The organism is Chryseobacterium sp. FR048, assembly GCF_056844665.1.
In genome coordinates this window covers 86792-108762 of record NZ_JBXDSE010000005.1, presented here as the reverse complement: position 1 = coordinate 108762, position 21971 = coordinate 86792, and the positions used below count along the sequence as shown (strand labels likewise).

Below are 21971 nucleotides of genomic sequence, written 5' to 3'. Positions count from 1 at the left end.
ATGGGTAGAGATCTTAAATTTACAAGAAATATTGGTATTGCTGCTCACATTGACGCGGGTAAGACTACCACTACAGAAAGGATTTTATTCTATACAGGGGTAAACCACAAAATTGGAGAGGTTCACGATGGTGCTTCTACAATGGACTGGATGGAGCAGGAAGCAGAAAGAGGTATTACTATTACTTCTGCTGCAACTACTTGTTCTTGGAACTTCCCAACAGATCAGGGAAAACCTCTTGCAGATACTAAGCCTTACCACTTCAACATTATCGATACACCGGGACACGTTGACTTCACTGTAGAAGTAAACAGATCTTTAAGAGTATTAGATGGATTGGTATTCTTATTCTCAGCAGTAGATGGAGTTGAGCCTCAGTCTGAAACAAACTGGAGACTTGCTGACAACTACAAGGTTGCTAGAATGGGATTCGTAAACAAAATGGACAGACAAGGTGCTGACTTCCTTAACGTGGTAAACCAGGTTAAAGAAATGTTAGGATCTAACGCAGTTCCAATCGTTTTACCAATCGGTGCTGAAGAAGACTTTAAAGGTGTTGTAGACTTAATTAAAAACAGAGCGATCATCTGGGATGAAGCTGGACAAGGTGCTACTTTCGAGGTAGTTCCAATTCCTGAAGACATGAAAGATGAAGTTCTTGAATATAGAGAGAAATTAGTAGAAGCTGTTTCTGAATATGACGAAACTTTGATGGAGAAATTCTTCGAAGATCCGGATTCAATTACAGAAGAAGAAATCAATGCTGCATTGAGAGCTGCTACTATCGATTTATCTATTATCCCAATGACTTGTGGTTCTTCATTCAAGAATAAAGGAGTACAGTTTATGTTGGATGCAGTATGTAAATACTTGCCTTCTCCATTGGATAAAGATGATATCAAAGGTACTGACCCAAGAACAGACGCTGAAATTACAAGAAAGCCATCTGTAGATGAGCCTTTCTCTGCTCTGGCATTTAAGATTGCTACTGACCCGTTCGTGGGAAGATTAGCATTCTTCAGAGCATATTCTGGAAGACTAGATGCTGGTTCTTATATCTTGAACACTCGTTCAGGAGATAAAGAAAGAATCTCTAGAATCTATCAGATGCACGCTAACAAGCAAAACCCGGTAGAATATATTGAAGCTGGTGATATTGGTGCAGCGGTAGGATTCAAGTCTATCAAAACTGGTGATACGATGTGTGACGAGAAAAACCCAATCGTTCTTGAATCGATGGTTTTCCCTGATCCGGTAATCGGTATCGCTGTTGAGCCTAAAACTAAAGCTGACCAAGATAAAATGGGTAACGCTCTAGCTAAATTGGCTGAAGAAGATCCAACGTTTACTGTTAGAACTGACGAGGCTTCTGGACAAACGATCATCTCTGGTATGGGTGAGCTTCACTTAGATATCATTGTAGACCGTATGAAGAGAGAATTCAAGGTTGAAGTAAACCAAGGACAACCTCAGGTAGAGTACAAAGAAAACTTAACAAAAGTTGCTCAACACAGAGAAGTTTACAAAAAACAATCTGGTGGTAAAGGTAAATTTGCTGACATTGTATTTGAACTAGGACCTGCAGACGAAGGTAAAGTTGGTTTAGAATTCATCAATGAGATCAAAGGTGGTAACGTTCCTAGAGAATTCGTTCCTGCTATTGAAAAAGGATTTAAAGCTGCAATGAAGAACGGTCCATTGGCTGGTTTCGAAGTTGAAGGTATTAAAGTTACTCTTAAAGATGGATCTTTCCACGCGGTGGATTCTGATGCACTTTCTTTCGAAATGGCTGCTAAATTAGGATTTAAAGAAGCGGGACGTGCTGCTAAGCCAGTAATTATGGAGCCTATTATGAAACTGGAAGTTGTAACTCCGGAAGAATATATGGGTAACATCATTGGTGACCTTAACAAGAGAAGAGGTACAATCAGTGGTCAGGAAGAGAAAAATGGAGCTGTTGTAATCAAAGGTTCTGTTCCACTTTCTGAAATGTTTGGATATGTAACAACTCTAAGAACACTTTCATCAGGAAGAGCTACTTCTTCTATGGAATTAGAGAAGTACCAAGCTACTCCACAAAACGTTGCTGAAGAAATCATAGCTAAAGCAAAAGGTTAATTTTTAAATTAAAGAAATGTCACAAAGAATCAGAATAAAACTAAAATCTTACGATTACAACTTGGTAGACAAGTCTGCTGAGAAAATCGTAAAAACGGTAAAGGCTACTGGTGCTGTTGTAAACGGTCCAATTCCATTGCCAACGAATAAGAGAATCTTCACAGTGTTGAGATCTCCGCACGTAAACAAGAAAGCAAGAGAGCAGTTCCAATTATCAGCTCACAAGAGACTAATGGATATCTACTCTTCTTCTTCTAAAACTGTTGATGCTCTAATGAAATTAGAACTTCCTTCAGGAGTTGACGTTGAAATTAAAGTGTGATAACTGCATACTTTGCAATGATTATAGAATCCGTCCCTTTTTTGGGACGGATTTTTTTATTATAATTTTTCAAAAAGATATTGATCTATGAGGTAGAATCAAACTTTAGTTATATTTTTGGCCAAACTCATATTATGAAAAAACTAATACTCTTATTATTTCCTTTACTATTTAGTGCCCAGACACATCGCTTTGTTTATTTGCTTCAATATAAGAAAGATTCGCTCGCACAAGATTTTACCAAAGCCAATATGGTTTTGGACGTCAATCCTAATGATGTCAAATTTTATCCTTATTCTTATGCTCAAACTGATTCTCTGAATATTGTTCGTGGCCAGAGAAGTGCAAGATGGGATGATGACCTTCCTACCATTATCAGAAAGAAAAACTCTTTTGAAAATACCTCATTGATTTTGATGAATGATTTCTTTTCTTTAAAATCTACTGATAAAATGAATTGGACGCTTCTGAATGATACAAAAGTTGATGGACAGTATAATTTACAGAAAGCAACAACAATCTTTGGAGGTAGAAAATGGGTAGCCTGGTTTTGTAAAGACATCAATTTGAGTGAAGGCCCATACAAGTTCCGTGGACTTCCGGGGCTCATCTTTGAAATAGAAGACACTCATAAAAATTATATTTTCAAACTGGCTAAAAGCTTGAAGTTCCCAAAGACCTATGAAACCCCATTCCTGAATAGTTTTGCAGGGAAAAAACCTATTCCTGTGACTGAGAAGATCATTGCAAAAAAACAGTTGGAACTCTACAATGATCCATTGCAAGATATTGCAGAAGCATTTAAATCAAATACTAATCCAGACAACACATTTTACGTTTTAGGAGTACAGGTAAAAAGCATAGACCAGTTGAAAGGAATGTCTGATGAAAGAAGGAAAATGATGCTCAAAGAAAATAATCCGATCGAAATTGATAAAGCTGTAAAATATCCTCTGAATTAAAAAAATTAACAACACCCAATAATTATATCCCTCCTTTCTACAGGAGGGTTTTTTGTGATGAAATGTCTGAAAAGTGAGATATATTAAATCTTATAATTTACAAAAAAATTATAAGATGAATAAAGTAGTATCCTTTTCTCTGTTGTTACTTAGTTGTAGTTTATACATATTAATATAATAAATATATTATTATGTATTGCAAGGTTCTTCTTTGTTTGTATATTTGTTAAAAATATTACTATGAAAAGATATTTGCTAATCATGTTATTAATGAGTTTCTGTGTAAAATCACAAACACAGCGGTTTATCTATGAGTTGCAGTTTAAAATGGACAGTACAAAAGACGTCCATGAGAAGATCAATTTTGTTCTGGATGTCAACCCAAAAGAAGTGAAATTTTACGAGTATGATTACCTTAAAGCTGATTCCATCAACAAGGTCAACGGAAATTATGCCCATCATTACGGAGGCTGGTTTCCGTCTGTAAAAAGAGAAAAAAATACATTTAAAAATCAAAATTATGAATTGATTGGGCAGGATATGTTCACCTATTCCTCAGATGATATATTGACCTGGAAGCTGGCAGACGAAACCAAAAAATTCGGTGACTATACCTTACAGAAAGCTACCACTCATTTCGGGAAAAGAGATTGGACGGCCTGGTTTACTAAAGAGGTAAACGTTTCAGAGGGGCCTTACAAATTTAGAGGGCTTCCCGGATTGATTTTCCAGTTAGAGGATTCAAAATCCAATTATATTTTTACTTTAGTCAAAAACAAAAACTTAAAAGATACTTACAATACCGTTGGTTTTATTGAAACATTTTACGGGATAAAACCATTAGAGATTTCCGAAAAAATGCGAATGAAAAAAAGACTCGAATTGTACAATGACCCCTTAATTGAGATGAGAAGAAGCTTTAAAGAAAACTCAGGAATAACCATGAATGTCATGGGTACAAAAGTTACCCATATCGAACAGTTTAAAGATCTTTCCGAAAAAGTACAGGAGTTTCTCAGGAAAACTAATAATCCGATAGATCTCAATACAGCAGTTAAATATTAATTGATAATGATAAAATAGGCAACCTTAAAACAGGTTGCTTTTTTTGTGGTTTGTTATTTTGATTGATAATAAGGATTTGATTCATTTACTTTAATGATTGATAGAGTATAGTTAAAGATCCTTAGCATATTTCCGGATGCCCTTTTAATCTGACATTTATAGTTCTGCAGTAGGTGACATATGTCAGTTTGATTTATTTATTTAGAATTAATAAAAATAATAATTTTGCAAAAAATTATCAGATGAATAAAGTAGTATCCTTTTCTCTGCTGTTATTGGGTGGGGTTCTTGCAAATGCACAGAAGACGAATGATTCGATCAAACACAAAAAGATCGAAGAAGTAGAACTGTTTGGTGAAAGAAAGAAACAGCCGCAAGGTTTGGAAGCAATCACAAGATTGCCGTTGAAAACCAGAGATCAGATTCAGAGTATTTCTGTGATCTCCCATAAAGCAATTGAAGAATTAGGAGCACTTACAGTCACTGATGTTGCTAAGAATGTACCGGGAGTAACATTGTTCTCCAGCTACGGTGGTGGAAGTGAAAGTATGTCGATCAGAGGATACCGTGGAGTTCCTGTACTGAAGAACGGTGTTCAGATGGATTCTGATTTCCGTACGGCAGGATTGATGACGGATATGCAGGGAGTAGAAAGCATTCAGGTGATTAAAGGTTCTGCTGCAGTAAGCCAGGGTATCGGTAATGGATTAGGTTCTGCAGGGGGAGTGATCAACGTGGTGACGAAAAGACCTCAGTTCATTGATCAGACCAATGTCGGATTCCGTTACGGAAGCTGGGATTTTTACAGACCTACAGTAGATTTCCAGAGAGTTTTGGATTCTCAGGGGAAAGTCGCTGTAAGATTCAACGGAGCCTATCAGAATAACAATTCATTCAGAAGCCATGTAAAAGGAGAAAGAATCTATGTGAATCCTTCAATAGCTTTCCGTCCGGATGATAAGACCTACATCAATGTAGAGATGGATTACTTACATGACAAAAGAACTCCGGACAGAGGAACCATCAACCTGGCGCCTGGAGATACAGAAGCATTATACCATATGCCAAAAGGAAAATTCCTTGGATATACTTCAGATTTTGCCACTACAGAAACATATAATTTTGCGACTACAGCCATTCGTCAGCTTAATGATAAACTGAAAGTGAGAGTTGCTTTCGTCAACTCTACAAGCAATTCAGCGAATGAAGCTTCATCAATATCTTTACCAACGGGAGGTACAAATTATAATATAAGACAGCGTACTATTGGTAAATCCGAATCATTGGACATCAACAGAGTTTTACAATTGGATTTCATCGGTGAACAGGTAAAAACGGGATTCATCAAGCACACCTTCCAGGTTGGATTTGACTGGAGAGAGACAGAGACCTCTTCTGTAACGTATGAAGCGTACAAAAACTCTATTGCTGATGCCAACCTGATTACGGCAAGACCAACAGAAATAAACGGTGTAAAGTATGCTGCCAACCCATTAGATACATTTGATGTAGTGAACGGATCTATTCCAAATACTCTTCCCGTAAATGTTGTTTATAAAAGTCTTGGACGTTCCAATGCGGTGATGACTCCAAGCATCGGAGCAATGGCACAGGATGTCATGTCGATCGGTAAATATGTAAAAGCACATTTAGGGGTAAGATACAGCAGATTGAATGGTTCAGCTAATGAAACTGTTGATACATGGAACCCATCTTTCGGATTGATCCTTTCTCCAATTGAAAATATTAATGTATTTGGATCTTATACAACAACGACTTCATTGAGATCTTCCAATAATATTCTTCAGGTTGGAGGATTGGTAGGACCATCACAGACAAGACAATGGGAAGCAGGGATCAAGTCAGACTGGTTCAATGAACGTCTGAGATTCAATGTTACTTATTTTGACATCAATACCGATAATCTTTCATTCCAGATCCTGGATAAAAATTATAATCCTATAAAAGATAAACAGAATAATATCCTTTACGGATTGGCTGGTAATCTGAAAAGAAAAGGGGTAGAAGTAGAGTTGATCGGAAGAATTTTACCTAACCTTCAGGTGATGTCCGGATGGGCGTATTTAGATGCTCAGTATCAGGATAGCCCGGCATACATCAACGGGTCAAGACCAATGAATGCTCCGAAACATACTGCCAACGCATGGTTGAATTATAAATTCAACAGAGGAATCTTAGATAGAGTAGATATTGGTGCAGGTATTTATTATGTAGGGAAACGTCCTGTAGATGAGTGGACTCAGAAAACATTTACAGCCGGACACATCAATAGTGTAAAAGCAGGAGATCAACCTTTCGATATGCCTGAATATACTACGGTAGATGCTCAGGTAGGTTATTCACTGAAAAACGGAATGGGCGTAAGAGTATTCTTCAACAATATCTTTGATAGTGTAGGGTACAGCTCTTATTTCAGAGGTGGATATATCGATCAGATTCAGCCAAGAAACTTTGCCGTACAGGTAAACTATAAATTCTAATCAACAAATCATCAATTATGAAAAGTGTAAAAACAGTATTCTTAGCATTAGCTCTTGGAGCGGTTACCATGTCATGTTCAGGAGATAAGAAGAAAGGAATTGACTATAACGAGTTCAAAACCGAAGTACAGCTTACCCCGGATCAGGTAAAAAGTTTCGATGAGATCACTAAAAAATACCAGGACCTTCAGGAGCAGAACTTCCAGGCTGCAAAAGCACAGGGAGGAAATATGGACCGTGTGGCCTTAGGCATCAAAAGTGAAGAACTGAGAGCACAACAGGCTCTTGAAATGGCTAAAGTACTGGATGGTCCTCAAATGGAAAAATTCAATAAATTCGTTGATGAAAATTCCAGAAAAAGACCAAGATATGATAATGCTCTTTTAGAAAGAATAAAAGCAGAAGCTCAGCTTTCAGAAGATGAATTCAAAGTGGTAAACGCAGCCAATGATGCATTCGAAAAAGCATTCAACGATGCCCATGATGTGTACCACGGAAATAATGATCTGGCCAAAGAATATTGGGAGAAATTTGATACGCAGAGAAAAGCTGCTATTCAGAAAGCACTGACTCCGGAGCACTATACAAAATTCGAAGAAATTGTGAAGGATGTACAGTTCAAAGGAAGAAAATAACTTTAAACATTCATATTAATTTTAATTTAAAGAACATTAAGATCGTCAAAGGTCTTAATGTTTTTGTCATTAATACCCCAGATGAAAACATTATTTAAAAGTCTTTACAGGAAAAGAAGGAAAAATGAATCAGTCACCAAATATCTGACGTGGCTGTTGCATCTCTGGCTGGGGCTTTTATCATCTATAATTGTTTTTGTGATGTGTGTCACCGGTTGTCTGTATGCATTCAAAAATCAGATTACCGATTTTACTAACCGGGATAAAGTATATATCAGTCCAGATTTTGATAAGGTAAAAAATCCTGATCTGATCCAGGCTGAGCTCTTGAAACAGAATAAGGAGCTTACCTCGATGATGATTCCTGATGATAAAGGGAGATCCTATATGATTGGCTACCGTGAAAATCAGCTGGACAAAAGTGCTTATTACAATCAGTATACGGGCAAGATACTTGGGCAGCCGGAAGTAGGATCGGGCAGGTTCTTTGAAATGGTTCTCGATCTCCATAGAAATCTGATGATGGGAAATGTGGGCCGCCAGATCGTAGGAGCATCGGTATTGATTTTTTGCGTTCTCCTGATTTCTGGTTTGATCCTTTGGCTTCCTAAAAAACTCAAGTTTCTGAAACAGGGCTTAACCGTCATGTGGAAAGCCAAATTTCAGCGGGTCAATTATGACCTTCATAATACCCTTGGTTTTTATACTTTTCTGATGCTCTTCTTTATTGCGGTGACCGGATTGTACGTCACGTATCCCTGGGTGAAAAATGGTATTATCGTTAGTTTGGGCGGATCTTCAATAGACAATATTTCTAAGGAGAAAGATAATGGTGATGATGCCTTTGGAGGCCTTCTGGAAGATATGCTTCAGAAGCAGGATGAAAAGAAAAACCTTAAAGATGTAGCTTCGGCTTCCATCGATGAGATTTTGAAACTTTCCGATCAGCATCTTCCTTACAAGGCGGTGACCAGTATAGAACTTCCAAATAAAGACAATCCCAGGTACGTCGTTATTAAAACCAATACCAATAATCTACTGGGGATGATGCTTCCTGATGAAGTCACTTTTGATAAAACCGGCGTTTTTAAAACCAAAGAATTATTTGCTGATAAACCTTTGAACAAACAGTTTACCTCTCTGGCTAAGCCATTGCATACCGGAGAAATTATGGGATTGCCGAGTATTATATTGTACTTTATTATATCCCTAATCGGATGTTCATTGCCCATTACAGGATTTCTGATCTGGTGGCACAGATATAGAAAGATAAATCATAAATAAGTTTTTTTGAAGAGGGCAGAAAGAAGCTTCAGCTTTACATCCCTCACTTTTTCATTTTATCTCTTTGATGTCAAGTTAATTTTATACATTTATTAATATAAAAGTAATTGGTATGAATCATAGGAATAATAATTTTTTCGAAAAATTTTCTAACTGGGCCGTAAAATTTACCGGAAGCCAGTTTGCATTTCTTGGCGCTATGTTTATTGTGATCGCATGGGCTGTTACCGGTCCGTTTTTTCATTATTCTGAAACATGGCAGCTCGTTATCAATACCGGAACTACCATTATTACCTTTCTTATGGTTTTTCTTATTCAGAAAGCACAGAATAAAGACTCAAAAGCGATACAGATTAAACTGAACGAGCTCATTGCTGCTCACGAAAAGGCAAGCAACCGGATTGTAGATATTGAAGACCTTACAGAAATGGAACTGGACCAGCTTCATCACTATTATGAACAGCTTGCCCAGTTGGCCAAGAATGATTTGGATATACATACTTCTCACTCTATTGATGCGGCACAGAGAAATCATGATTATAAACATGAGTTTTTTAGAAGAAAGCATGAAGAATGGTTGCAGAAAAATAATAAACCCTCGCAATAACGAGGGTTTGTACTACTACAATATTTTAAATATATAAGGTCGTCTTAAATACTGGCCTATTGAAAAAGCAAATATTGCAACTAAAAATATCCATTGATTATACTTTATCAGCCAATAAACAAATGGCAAACTAATAAGCAACCACTCAAAAATTAATATATAATTTGTGTATTGCGACTTTTTGTCAAAACTAAAGAATAGAACGTCTAATAAAGCAATTAGCATCGAAAACCCTAGCCAAAAGGGAAGGTCGTAAACAATTAAACTTCCAAAAGTATTATAGAGCGCATCCTTTAAAGTTGCAATACCTGGAACTAACTCAGAAATAAACAGCCATCCAAACATAAAGATATACACCGTTAAAATATTGACCCAGTTTGTCAATGCAATTTTTAATACTTTTTTCATAATTATTTTTGTTTTTGAGTAGGTTGAGAGATGAATCGTTTATTCCAATCTTTTATACTATAAGTTGTTTTTCCTTCTTTAACTCCTGTAAAATTGCCTTTCTTATCTGTAGTAATTATAAAGTTAAAACGGGTAATAGGCCTTTCATTTTTGAATGGTAATTCCGTGAAGGGTCCAAAATCTTTATCAACTCCTGCCGCTATTTGTCCCACTCCAATAAATAAATTATTCCCTGAAGAATCTGTAATAAAGGCTTCTGTACTAGGGAAATTATCTCCTCTCAGAGAACCACTGACTGAAAGAGTACCTTCTTTTTCATTTTCAGTAATAGAAAAATTTGAAAATATGTCAATTTCTGGTGTACCAGGTGGAGTAAGTGGATTAGCCGCTCCAACATGGGAACCAAAATCAAATGTTGTATTATCCCCTTTTGAACTTATCACAGAATCTCTTGTAAATCTAACCGAAGGTATTGCTGTCTTTTTATTACTGGGATCGGATGTTTTCCAAGTCGGACTACTCCAGGCATTCGTTGTGATTGATGTTTTATCAGTATCAAAATTTATTACCTGATGCACTCTAGCTGAGACATTTCCTGTTGAGTAACCTCTATTATCTCCGTGGTACCCAAATCCAAAATGTTTAAACGGAGCAAACCCTCTTATTGTAATTGGGTATGGCCAGCTATCATTTGTAATAGCCTGCGAGCTGTACATTGCTGATTTTATATCTAGATAATTACGCATCTGATCAACGTTCAAAGTCGTCATAAAACTTTTTTCAACCTCTTTAGTCTCAGGATGATTAAAATTGCCGGTTCTTGCCAGGCTTTCTTGAAGTTTTTTATATAGTAATTCTGAACCTGAGTTCGAATGAGGAGTCATTGGCCGTTGCATTTGCTGGTGAGGCTTATTACTTGCTTCTACAGGGTGTATTGATTTCATGTTTTAATAGTTTTTAAGATTCGAAATTCGCCTTTTTTTTGGAGAATTCCTTGTTTTTGAAGGGATGATTCCTGTAGATGCAATAAGAAGTTTTTCCAAAGTTTAGGATAGCCTTTTACTGTATTTGTAAATGTATTGATATTTTTGAAATATCAGAAAATTCCGAATAGGGTAATTCAATGTTAGGGACTTTGAACAGCAAAAAGACCTCACAAACTTTAGATTAAGATCATTATTCTATTTTTTTAAATATGTAATTATATACGTTATATTCAATTTCTAAAACATCTTTACTATCTTTTGGTTTTTCCCAATAAGCAGTCGAAACACCAATATCAGGTTTTGAGAATATCATATCTGACTCATTGTGATCAGTAAACAACAAAAAATTATTACATGTAATGGTTTTCCCGTCTGCTTCAATGGTTCCATTCGTTTCATATAACACTTGTTTTTTATCTTTAGAATAAACTTTATTGTTAAATGTAAAGTCTGAATTCAATTTTAGTATCGAAGCCTCTCCTGATGGAAATGTATATAAATATGTTCCTGGCAAGTATTTTTTTGCATCTTTTTCACTATAATAGTCACAGCTGGATAAACCGATAGAAAATAGTAGTATGAATACAAACTTTACAAACGTATTATTTTTCATAGTATTTTATTAAATTATTATGTTTTTAGTTGAATAAATTAGTTACTTGTCTTGCGAGAGCAGCCTTATGTAGCTTGGTTGTCAGATTATAATTGACTTGTATTGTTCTCATATATCCATTGGGACCATAATAGTTGTTGGGAATAGTAGCCTTGCCAGAATATTTACCTTTAACCGGAGGGTTTCTAGTGCCCGATGTTGCACCCATATAATCTGTACAAGTTACTTTTACAGTATAAGTATCTATAAGATTGCCACGATCCACTTTTATAATGCTTGCCTTTGCAACAAAACTTCCATGAAATGTACTTGTTGGATTAGTAAGAATGGTACTTAAAGCATCCGCCATATATTCCGCATCATCAAGCCATTGACTTCCAGTGTTGAATTTTTTAGGATTATTTCGGCTGACATCCTTGGATCTGGTACCATCTTTTAAATAAAGGCCCAAAAGCTCTTCGATGCCAAAATATATTTCATCAATTCGTAAGAATTGTTTTCCCATTTTAGAATTTTCATCAAAATTTCTCACGGCTTTACCTGTTCCAAATACCCATTGATAAAACAACGAATATGGGTCAACTTCCTTGTCTGACTTTTCACGGGAAAGTCCTCCTCCGGAAGCAGCATTAACCGTTTCAGCAATTCTTTGATATTTTAACCTGTAAGCCTTTTGCTCCTTGGATTCTTTTCTTCCGCACGTACCACATGTTCTTTGTTTAGGTGAACCGTCTGAGTTAAGTGCTTTCAGTTTCATGTCATTATAAAGACGCAACTGATCAACACTTAAAATCATCATATAGCTTTTTTCAAACTTTTTAGTCTCAGGATGATTGATATTGCCGGTTCTGTCTAGGCTTTCTTTGAGTTTTTTATATAGTGTTTCTGCATTAAGATTTGAAGGATGAGTGGTCTGCTTTTTCGCCTGCTGGTGGGGCTTGTTACCTTTTTCTACAGCATTTGTTGATTTCATGGTTTTAGTATTTTAAATTTTAAGGTTCAAAATTCAACCTTTTTCTCAAAAAACTCTTCCTTTTTAAGAAGAGTTTTCCGTAGTTGCGATAAAAAGCCTGTCTATTACTATTACCTCATAAAATAACTAAAATAAGAACAGCTACCCATTAGATTCTTTGTTGTTTCAGTATCTGAATACTGTGCTTTCAGCTGAGCAAAATAAGTTCTGTATTTCTGGTTTCTCAGATTATCCATCTCTTTTTGGCGGGCATCTTCTTTTTCAGACCACTTCGGATCAGAATAATCGAAGTCTTTTGGAGCTTTAGCTTCATACTGGTAGTATTTACCCTGCTCTGCACTCGCCATCTGGAATAGAATTCTAGCCTTTTCTTCTTTATTCTTAGAAAACTTAAGGGCTTTTTGGTAATAGTTGATGGCTAAATCAAAATTATCAGGTTCTATGTAAGACGTATCAAGGAAGTTTTTATAATAATACTTATACGGATTACCTTTATCATTATTCCAGAAGTAATATTTCCCGCCATTACTATTGTCAATGTCCATTACAAACAATTGACGGTAATAGCCTAAAATAGAAGTATTATACAGCAGGTTTCCGATAAGCTGATTGGCTCTTGCTGCTTTTTCATCATTACCCGTTCCAATCTTTTTAAGCTGGATCAGAATGTCTGTCAGTTCCAGTTTATTCATATTGCTTTTGATGAAAGGGAAATCTGTAAAACCTTCAGATTTCATAGACTCATCTGCTGTACTTTGGTAGCTTTCCCATACATTATGACCGAAAACTAAATCAGAAATATTATTGAACCCATCATAATTTTTTCCATTATATACAAGTTTTTCATAGTTCCCGGTTTGAGGATTGTATCTCTCATAATCCTGTCTTGGTATTCCTCCAAACTTCTGAGCCTTTTCATAATAGGATTTGGCCTTTTCAAAATCAGCAAGCCGAATTGCTCTGTCACCATAGATCGTATTAAAGAAAGCATCTATATTTCCTACGCTATCCATATTTTTGGCAATAATTTGCTGTTCAAACTGGGTTTTGTTAGGTTTTCTGTAGAACTCTTCAACACTTTGTACCAGGCTGGAGTTCGGGTTGTACTGAAGATCAGAAAGCTTGTTATTCATCAGGAAAGATTTTCCATCCTCTCCCTGAAGGAAGTAACGGTTGGCCATTACGTCTTTTAGGAAATCAGCAGTGGAAGGTGCATTTCCATAATAGTCGTAATCACTGTTGACATTTGCTGTATCTTTTTTCACTTCTTTTTCCACAAAATATTCAGCATAGTCTTTCATCAGATGATCTTCAAAAGCGGCATCCACTTTTGGCTGAGAAACAATGTCATTAAGAACTTTCATTCTTTTAATTTCTTCCAGATACTCAGGGTTGGTGGTTTTGATGTCGTTCAGGATTTCAGTGCTTTCTTTATAGTCTTTCTTTAAAAATTTAAGATAAGCATCTGCAATCTGCCAGTATTCATCTTTTGATTTCTCTTTCGTCTTTGAAGTGAACTTTTCAAGATCATTCAGATAATCTTTAGTCTGATCATCATAGCCGCTATATCCGGTTGTGTAAAAAGGAATTCTGTTGGGATTATTCAATAGCTCATCATCACTTTGGTCCGTTTTACTTCCAGTGGCAGATGAATCCGATTTGGAACCGCCGAAAAGATTTTTGAAAAACCTTACAATTTTCTGCCAGAAAGAGATTTTTTCTTCTTTTACCTCTTTTGCCTCCGTGGTTGTTTTATCTGAAGCGGCGTCTTTTGAAGTATGATTTTCAGTATTTCCCCTGTAGACAGATACTCTTCCATAGGAATCAGAAGTGTAATAATAGGTGGGAAGGTAACTTCTTTCCAGCTCATTGATGCTTCTTACGGCCATTACCTTCAGGATTTCAGAGTCCGGATTGATGTCAAACATCTTTTCCATAGTAGGAATAGGATTGTTGAAATCTTCATACCCTAAAAGGAAGTAAGCCATATTCTTTTCCTCACTCGTATTGGCTCTTTTCATAATATTACTGAAAGAAGCTGTGTCCGAAAGTTTCATAGAAACAAAAGCCGATTCCTTACGGTCCTTACTTTTCATAAATACCTGAAAGAAGTTCCAGTTGGCATCACTGTTCATTTCCATGCCTCTTTGAGCACCTGCCAATTGATCCAAAGCCATATAATAGACGGTACCTTTTAATTTAATAGGCTCAATATAGCTTTTGAAGGCCTGCATCGCTGAGTTATAATTTCTGGTATAATGATTCAGACGTACAAGCTGGTATCCGTAGCGTTGCTTTATTTCAGGATTTCTGGCAGCATTATATAAAGAAGTCAGTGCACTGATCGTTTTATTGTAATCCAGCGCTGTAGCATTCTTTCTGTTCTCATCTCTATTATAGTAAAATGAGTTTTCACTTTCAATATAATTGATACTCATGTAAGGCTCCAGGTATTTGGCCTCAATTAAATAATCAATTCCTTCTTTATATTTCTGATAAAAATTAATTCCAAGTTTTTGTAGAAGAGGGTTGGAGGGAGTTCCGTTTTTCAGTGCATTGAGATCGTTCATGCTTACTTTATAAACAAGATCTTTGGTCTCTGCATAATTTAGCTGATTATTGAAATACTTTTTCCATGTTTCAATATTGTCATCAGGAATCACAGAAGGATTGTAATCCCCAAAAAACCGTGTAGAATAAGTACGAAGAAAAGGAAGGTAAGATTTATCCTTAATGATGCTCTGCGTAAAAAGATTGAAGTATTCATAATCCGGATCCGACCATGCGCAGGCGTTGGAGTTGGTGTAGAAAAGAGATACAACCGCAAGTGAAAGAATATACTTTTTCATAGGGTGTGTAGTGTTTTTTAGTTTTTATAGAGTTATTTTGTAATCTGGCTGCAGATAGAAATTACATAAGATATTGATTATATATTCTCTGTCTTAATCTGTAAAAGATTTAAAATTTCCGATCTAATACAAATTTACTATCTAATTGATAATAAATAATATTAAAGTGAGGTATTTTTTTCTGGAGAAAACGGGTTACGTCTTCCAGCTGTTCTTTCGAAATCTCTTCAACCTTTATTGTAAAACCTTTATTGAGGTAATGTCCGAAATAAAAGCCGTCTTTCAGAACTTCAGCCTCAAAGTCTGACATCTTCTTAAAGTTAGGGTTGTCGAGATCCTTTTTAGAAAGAGCATTGATGAGTTTATGCTTGCCGAGATGATTCGTAATGATTCCCCATGAATAAATAGGTAAAGCCACTTCAATTTTTTTGACAGGGTAGTCTTCCATTTTCGAAAGATAGCTTTTCAGGATATTCACATCCAGAATAGAATTTTTATCTGATTTTTCTAATGGGGAAGAAGTAGAGTAGCACATCAGATAAACTTTATCAACAGGGGGAATTCCTGTTTGTTTTTTATCTTTAACCTGATGAAGGCGTAAAGTGCAGGTAACTTCCTTTCCGGAAATTCTTTTAAGTTCTTTTAAAAATTTAAAATAATCATCCCGTGTGCCTGCTGTCCAGTCGCAGTCGATTTGAATTTCATTATTTATCTTTAAATGGTATTCCTCTGCTTTCTTCTGAACCAGGTGATGAACGCTTTCTGCCAAAAATCTGATTTCTTCCTGACTAATCCCGACTAAAGTTGGATTTGTGATAAAAACAGTTGGCACGATCTGCTTATCCGTCTGGAAACTCTTGTCTTTTGTAATAACAGCAACAGGCTGGAATTTTCCGCCTACCTTATCTACATCGAAAAATCTTGTATATAAAAAAGGAACCGTTGCTTGATCTAAAACCTTCTTTTCTTCCTGGTCAAGTTTCAGATTCGTTTTCCAATAATAAAATGTGTAAGGGTGATTCTCTTTTTCACTGCAGGAAACAATAAAAAATAAAATCCATAAAATCTTTAGTATTTTCATACTGAGGTGTGCAAAATTGATTCTTCAAAAGTAAAGATATTTACCTAAACCATAAACCGTAAAATCCCGGTGATAAAGTGGGAAAATATAATTGGTATTCCCCAATCCTCATTCCTACAAGGAACAAAATCGGTATAACTATTCCCCTCCCTTGGAGGGGTGGCAAATCTTCGATTTGACGGGGTGGTTAAATATTGTCCCTACTCATACAACTCGCTTTCACAATTACACGTATCCTTATCCATACTTTCTTTGGAAGAACAGCAGCCTTCAAGATTCAGAACATTTCCTTTCTCATCGGTCATAAAGATTTTATTCTTATCAAATTTGACAAAGAAAGTTTCTTCCCCTTTTTTGAAATGTACTTTCATGACTTTATTTGGGGCGTATTTCCCGGCATTTACTTCCTCTTTAGTCTCTTTTTGATTGGCCTGGTTCACCTGTACATATCCAAAAAAGACATCTCCGTTTTTTTTCACATCCAGATAATAATGAGGAGTGCCAGTGCCACTGTAGCCTTCCATAATGTCAAAACTTCTGTGGCCTGTAAAGGGAAGTTTGGCCTGTTGTGCCAAAGTGAACATACTTATACACAGAATCATTAAACTGAAAATCTTTTTCATATTTTTTTATTCAAAGTTAAAAATATCTGTCAAACCTATAAACCGTAAAATCCCGGTGATTTATGGTCCATAGCAAATCCTAAACTCTCAAACTCCCTTTTCAACCAGACTCTACAATTTGTAAGAGCATTCCCCTCCCTTGGAGGAGTGTCAAAAATTCAAAGAATTTTTGACGGGGTGGCCTTTTCCTCCATAAAGCAAAAAACCACCCCAAAAGGAGTGGCCTATATCATGAGTTAAAATCAGATTAAAAAACAGTTGCCGCCAACTGAATCCTTGCATACTTATTAGAAGGATTCCACATCGCCATCATAGAAACGGGTAGACTGTAATGGTCTGTGATTTTAATGACCTTTCCGGCTTTTACCCCCACATTGACAATGTCAAAATTATTTTTTCCATTGCTATACAAAAAGGTATTGCCGTTTAATGAAAATCCTGCCCCTACAAAAGCGTCAAGATTTACTTTTTGTCCACTAATCACAGGATAGCTTGCCTGAACATAAGTAGAATACCTGTTCTTTTTATAGCTTCCATCCGGCTCCAGGATCACTTCTCCCGCATTCGCTCCTCCGTACAGCATGATGTCAGCTTCAATATTGATTGGAAAAGACGGTCCGAAGGTATAATTCGTTCTTAAATCGATAATGTGAGCCGTTCTCCTCTGCGAGTAACTGAAAATATCATCTGCAGCCACAGCCGTGTTGATATTCCTTGAGTTGTAAAGATCCCATAATCCGATATAAAAACGTCCGTTAGAATATTGAACATAGTAATTGATCTCCTTATAATGGGTATTGTCTTTATCATCTGCAAGGGCTGAAGCTCCCCAAATACCAATTTTCCATTTCTTTTCAGCATCCAAAGCGTAAGAAAGATTTCCCATGACCACAGGTTTATCCGTGATGATCAATCCTCTCCACAAGTGATTGTTCTGAATATTGGCTGTAAAATCAAGTCTGCCTTCTTTGGAAGTGTTCGTTTCGCTGCTTTCCTGAGAAAATAACTTTCCTGTGCTTAATACAAGCAGGAAGATTCCCTTTAAGATTTTCGTCATTGTATTCTTAGTTTTTTATTTTAACATCGTGAATACTAATGCCGCAAGTACAGCTCCGGTAACAGGTCCTAACACGGGAATCCAGGCATAGCTCCAATCGCTGCTCCCTTTTACCGGAAGAATAGCGTGCATTATTCTTGGTGCAAGATCTCTAGCCGGGTTAATGGCGTATCCTGTAGTTCCTCCCAAAGATAATCCGATTACCCAAACAAGAAACGCGACAGGGATTGCCCCTACAGAGCCAAGACCTACTTTTGCTGACGGATCGGCATGAAGCGAAATACTCGGATCTGAAAAATAAAAGATCACAAAGACAAGGACAAATGTTCCAATGATTTCACTGATAAGATTGGAAGATGTTTTTCTGATAGCAGGACTGGTACTGAAACAGGCCAGTTTGGCGCCTTCGTCTTCAGTAATCGCAAAATGATCCTTATGGAAGAGCCATACAAGAAATGCGCCCAGCATTCCGCCGATCATCTGAGCTGCGATATAAGACGGAACGAGATCCCAAGAGAATTTTCCGGCAGTGGCCAGGCCAATCGTTACAGCGGGATTCAGATGGGCACCGCTTACAGGTCCTGCAACTGTTACCCCTACAAAAACAGCAAGTGCCCATGCGGTGGTAATTACAATCCAGCCTGAATTATTTCCTTTAGTATCTTTCAATACAACGTTGGCTACAACACCATTTCCTAATAATACAAGGAGTGCTGTGCCTATTAATTCTGCAATAAATGGAGTCATGTGAGTTTTTTTAAGGTCAGGAAATTAATCTTCTATCCAGCTTTGAGCACGGGAAACAGCTTTGTTCCACATATGGATCATTTTATCTACTTTTTCTCTTTCCAGTTGAGGATGGAAATCTTTGTCTACAATCCACTGAGCCTGTATTTCATCGATGCTTTTCCAGTATCCTACGGCAAGACCGGCAAGATAAGCAGCACCAAGAGCTGTAGTTTCTAAAGTTTTTGGCCTTGTGATTTTAAATCCGAATAAATTAGACTGTATCTGCATAAGCAGGTCGCTTGCTGAAGCGCCGCCATCTACTCTCAATTCAAGACTTTCTCTTCCGGAATCAGCTTCCATCGCTTTTACAATATCATAAACCTGGAATGCAATTCCTTCTAAAGTAGCTCTGGCAATATGTCCTTCGGTAGTTCCTCTGGTAATGCCTACAACAGTTCCTCTTGCATATTGATCCCAGTGAGGAGCACCTAGTCCGGTAAGAGCAGGGACAAAATAAACACCGCCATTATCTTCAACAGAAGCTGCCAGTTCATTGACCTGATCAGAAGAATCGATCAGCTTAAGCCCGTCTCTCAACCATTGGATAGCAGCTCCGCCTACAAAAACACTTCCTTCTAAAGCATAATTGACTTCTCCATTGATCTTCCATGCTACTGTGGTAAGAAGGTTGTTTTTAGAAGAAACAGCTTCTTTTCCTGTATTCATTAATAAGAAACATCCTGTTCCGTAAGTATTCTTTACCATTCCGGGAGAAGTACACATCTGTCCGAATAAGGCCGCCTGCTGATCTCCTGCGATTCCGGCAATAGGAATTTTAGTGGAAAACAGGGTAGTGGCTGTTTCTCCATATACTTCACTGCTTTGCTTTACTTCAGGAAGGATGGCTTTAGGAATGTTGAATAATTCCAAAAGATCATCGTCCCATTCCAGGGTATGGATGTTCAGGAGCATTGTTCTGCTGGCATTGGATACATCGGTGATGAACATTTTGCCACGGGTAAGTTTCCAGACAAGCCATGTATCAACGGTTCCGAAGCATAATTTTCCGGCTTCTGCTTTTTCTCTTGCTCCATCTACATTGTCGAGAATCCATTTCAGTTTGGTGGCAGAGAAGTAGGCATCCAGTACAAGTCCTGTTTTTTCTTTGATGGTTTCAGCATGCCCCTGTTCTTTCAGCTCATCGCAGTATTTTGAAGTTCTACGATCTTGCCAAACGATAGCATTGTAGATGGGCTCGCCGGTTTCTTTATCCCATACAACAGTAGTTTCCCGTTGATTGGTAATCCCGATGGCGGCTACTTCCAATCCGGAGATTCCTGCTTTTGCTATAATTTCAGCAGCTACGGAGATCTGTGATGACCATATTTCATTCGGGTCGTGTTCTACCCAGCCTGGGGTAGGGAATATCTGTCTGAAGTCTTTCTGAGATACATACCTGATCTCTCCACTGTGGTTGAATAAAATCGCTCTGGAGGAAGTTGTTCCCTGGTCTAGAGCGAGAATTAGTTTTTCATTCATATAGGTAGTGTTAATTTAGGTTAATAACTTTAGGAGAATAAGGAGTTAATAAATAACCTCTCGCCAGATCAATGAATTCATTTTCCTGTTTCTGTGCCCATTCTTCAGAATATCCTTTTTCTTCAGCGATAATTCTGGAAACATTTTGTGCGCTGTCAATCGCTGCTCTTGCATCTAAGAATAAAAGACGTACTCTTCTGGCCAGAATATCCTCAATAGTTTCTGCCATTTCCTGTCTTACGGCCCATACTATTTCTGCTACGGTGAAAGGATGATCCGGGTGGATCTTCTGAGCATAACGTGGGTTGCTTTCCTGTAATGCTTTTATGGCTGGGATGTCTGATCCGTAAACATATAAATGATTGGTTCTGTCTACCTGTTCAGGTTTTACATTCCCATGAATGGAAAGATGTTCCGTTTTAGACGGGGTATTTCCCAGTCTGTGAACTTTCATCGCTTCATTTACCGTATCCTCTGCCATTTTACGGTAAGTGGTCCACTTTCCTCCGATGATGGAGATGAGTCCTGTGTCGGAGGTAACCACTTTATGGCTTCGGGAAACCTCTTTAGTACTTTTGCTTCCGTCTTTGGGAGCGGCAAGCGGACGAAGCCCGGCAAAAACAGATTTTACATCCTCACGGGTTGGTTTTTTAGACAGATATTGTCTTGCGGTATTTAAAACGAAACTGATCTCTTCTTCCAAAGCACGAGGTTCGAAACTTTCATCTTTTAATAAAGTATCCGTGGTTCCTACCAAAGCTCTGTCGTGCCATGGAACAACAAACAGGACTCTGCCGTCTGAAGTTTTCGGGATCATGATCGCATCATCGCTCTTCAGGAAAGATTTATCCAGTACCAAATGGATTCCCTGGCTTGGAACAACGAATTTTCCATGCTTAGGGTTGTTCATATTAAGAATGTCATTGGTAAATACCCCTGTGGCATTGATGACCACGTTTCCATGGATCTGGTATTGTTCCTGGCTGAACTGATCTTCGGCTGTAACCCCGATGATTTTTCCGGAATCATTTTTTAAAAGACCCACTACCTTCATGTAGTTGATAGCTGTTCCTCCTTTTTCAATAATGGTCTGGGTAAGGTTGATTGCCAACCTTGCATCATCAAATTGCCCATCCTGATAAACAACACCGCTCATCAGATGATTTTGTTCAATCGTTGGCAGTTTTTCAACGGTTTTCGATTTGCTGATGTATTTCGTTTTTCCCAAACTTAGTTTTCCGGCAAGGAAATCGTAAACGGATAATCCTATTTTATAATAGATTCCACCCCACCATGTATAATTAGGAATAATGAAAGACTGGTTTTTTACAATATGAGCTGCATTTTTAGCCAAAAGACCTCTTTCTTTCAATGCTTCTTTCACCAATCCTACATCTCCCTGTGCTAAATATCTTACTCCGCCATGTACCAGTTTGGTACTTCTGCTGGATGTTGCTTTCGCAAAGTCATGAGATTCAAGCAATAAAGTTTTGAATCCTCTGCTTACTGCGTCTAATGCCGACCCTAAACCACTAGCTCCACCTCCTATGACAATAAAGTCCCATTCTTTTACATGGGTTAACTTACTGAGTTCTTCGTTTCGTTTCATAAATGTTTCG

Annotated in this window: 19 protein-coding genes; 8 read left to right on the top strand and 11 right to left on the bottom strand. The window is 37.4% G+C overall.

What is annotated here, in order from left to right; all coding sequences use genetic code 11:
- The 8 genes from fusA (at position 1) to AC106K_RS15250 (ending at position 9494) form a co-directional block, all read left to right on the top strand.
- Positions 1–2118, top strand: a complete 2118-nt coding sequence (fusA, locus tag AC106K_RS15285) for an elongation factor G (RefSeq protein WP_079240231.1) — start codon at positions 1–3, stop codon at positions 2116–2118.
- 16 nt (positions 2119–2134) lie between these two features.
- On the top strand, positions 2135–2440 hold the full coding sequence (rpsJ, locus tag AC106K_RS15280; protein WP_002661363.1) for a 30S ribosomal protein S10: 306 nt from the start codon (positions 2135–2137) through the stop codon (positions 2438–2440).
- Positions 2441–2574: 134 nt separating this feature from the next.
- On the top strand, positions 2575–3402 hold the full coding sequence (locus tag AC106K_RS15275) for a GLPGLI family protein (protein WP_482446356.1): 828 nt from the start codon (positions 2575–2577) through the stop codon (positions 3400–3402).
- A gap of 240 nt (positions 3403–3642) precedes the next feature.
- Positions 3643–4467, top strand: coding sequence for a GLPGLI family protein (locus AC106K_RS15270; RefSeq protein WP_482446355.1), 825 nt, complete (start codon positions 3643–3645; stop codon positions 4465–4467).
- A 242-nt stretch (positions 4468–4709) separates the two neighbouring features.
- Entirely contained in the window at positions 4710–6968 is a 2259-nt protein-coding gene (locus tag AC106K_RS15265) for a TonB-dependent siderophore receptor (RefSeq protein WP_482446354.1), read from the top strand.
- Between the two features lie 17 nt (positions 6969–6985).
- Complete coding sequence (locus tag AC106K_RS15260) at positions 6986–7603, top strand: hypothetical protein (RefSeq protein WP_482446353.1); 618 nt, start codon at positions 6986–6988, stop codon at positions 7601–7603.
- 81 nt (positions 7604–7684) lie between these two features.
- On the top strand, positions 7685–8887 hold the full coding sequence (locus AC106K_RS15255; protein ID WP_482446352.1) for a PepSY-associated TM helix domain-containing protein: 1203 nt from the start codon (positions 7685–7687) through the stop codon (positions 8885–8887).
- Between the two features lie 112 nt (positions 8888–8999).
- The gene (locus AC106K_RS15250) at positions 9000–9494 is read left to right on the top strand and encodes a low affinity iron permease family protein (RefSeq protein ID WP_482446351.1); all 495 of its coding nucleotides are present in this window, start codon (positions 9000–9002) and stop codon (positions 9492–9494) included.
- 15 nt (positions 9495–9509) lie between these two features.
- On the opposite strand, the gene AC106K_RS15245 is transcribed toward AC106K_RS15250, so the two are convergent.
- The 11 genes from AC106K_RS15245 to AC106K_RS15195 all read right to left on the bottom strand — a co-directional run bounded on the left by AC106K_RS15245 (position 9510) and on the right by AC106K_RS15195 (position 21961).
- A complete protein-coding gene (locus AC106K_RS15245; protein WP_482446350.1) occupies positions 9510–9902 on the bottom strand; it encodes a hypothetical protein in 393 nt (130 codons plus the stop codon).
- 2 nt (positions 9903–9904) lie between these two features.
- Positions 9905–10846, bottom strand: coding sequence for a hypothetical protein (locus AC106K_RS15240; protein ID WP_482446349.1), 942 nt, complete (start codon positions 10844–10846; stop codon positions 9905–9907).
- 232 nt (positions 10847–11078) lie between these two features.
- Positions 11079–11501 (bottom strand): hypothetical protein, encoded by a 423-nt coding sequence (locus AC106K_RS15235; RefSeq protein ID WP_482446348.1) that lies wholly within the window; start codon positions 11499–11501, stop codon positions 11079–11081.
- Positions 11502–11526: 25 nt separating this feature from the next.
- The gene (locus AC106K_RS15230; RefSeq protein WP_482446347.1) at positions 11527–12474 is read right to left on the bottom strand and encodes a hypothetical protein; all 948 of its coding nucleotides are present in this window, start codon (positions 12472–12474) and stop codon (positions 11527–11529) included.
- A gap of 110 nt (positions 12475–12584) precedes the next feature.
- Complete coding sequence (locus AC106K_RS15225; RefSeq protein WP_482446346.1) at positions 12585–15323, bottom strand: hypothetical protein; 2739 nt, start codon at positions 15321–15323, stop codon at positions 12585–12587.
- Positions 15324–15432: 109 nt separating this feature from the next.
- Positions 15433–16404 carry a hypothetical protein gene (locus AC106K_RS15220; protein ID WP_482446345.1) on the bottom strand — a complete coding sequence of 324 codons (972 nt, stop codon included), beginning with the start codon at positions 16402–16404 and terminating at the stop codon, positions 15433–15435.
- 200 nt (positions 16405–16604) lie between these two features.
- Positions 16605–17027, bottom strand: coding sequence for a hypothetical protein (locus tag AC106K_RS15215; RefSeq protein ID WP_482446344.1), 423 nt, complete (start codon positions 17025–17027; stop codon positions 16605–16607).
- Positions 17028–17274: 247 nt separating this feature from the next.
- Entirely contained in the window at positions 17275–18084 is an 810-nt protein-coding gene (locus AC106K_RS15210; protein ID WP_482446343.1) for a hypothetical protein, read from the bottom strand.
- Positions 18085–18099: 15 nt separating this feature from the next.
- Entirely contained in the window at positions 18100–18831 is a 732-nt protein-coding gene (locus AC106K_RS15205; RefSeq protein WP_482446342.1) for an MIP/aquaporin family protein, read from the bottom strand.
- A gap of 24 nt (positions 18832–18855) precedes the next feature.
- Complete coding sequence (gene glpK / locus AC106K_RS15200; RefSeq protein ID WP_482446341.1) at positions 18856–20352, bottom strand: glycerol kinase GlpK; 1497 nt, start codon at positions 20350–20352, stop codon at positions 18856–18858.
- Between the two features lie 10 nt (positions 20353–20362).
- On the bottom strand, positions 20363–21961 hold the full coding sequence (locus AC106K_RS15195) for a glycerol-3-phosphate dehydrogenase/oxidase (RefSeq protein WP_185288824.1): 1599 nt from the start codon (positions 21959–21961) through the stop codon (positions 20363–20365).
- Between the last annotated feature and the right edge of the window lie 10 nt (positions 21962–21971).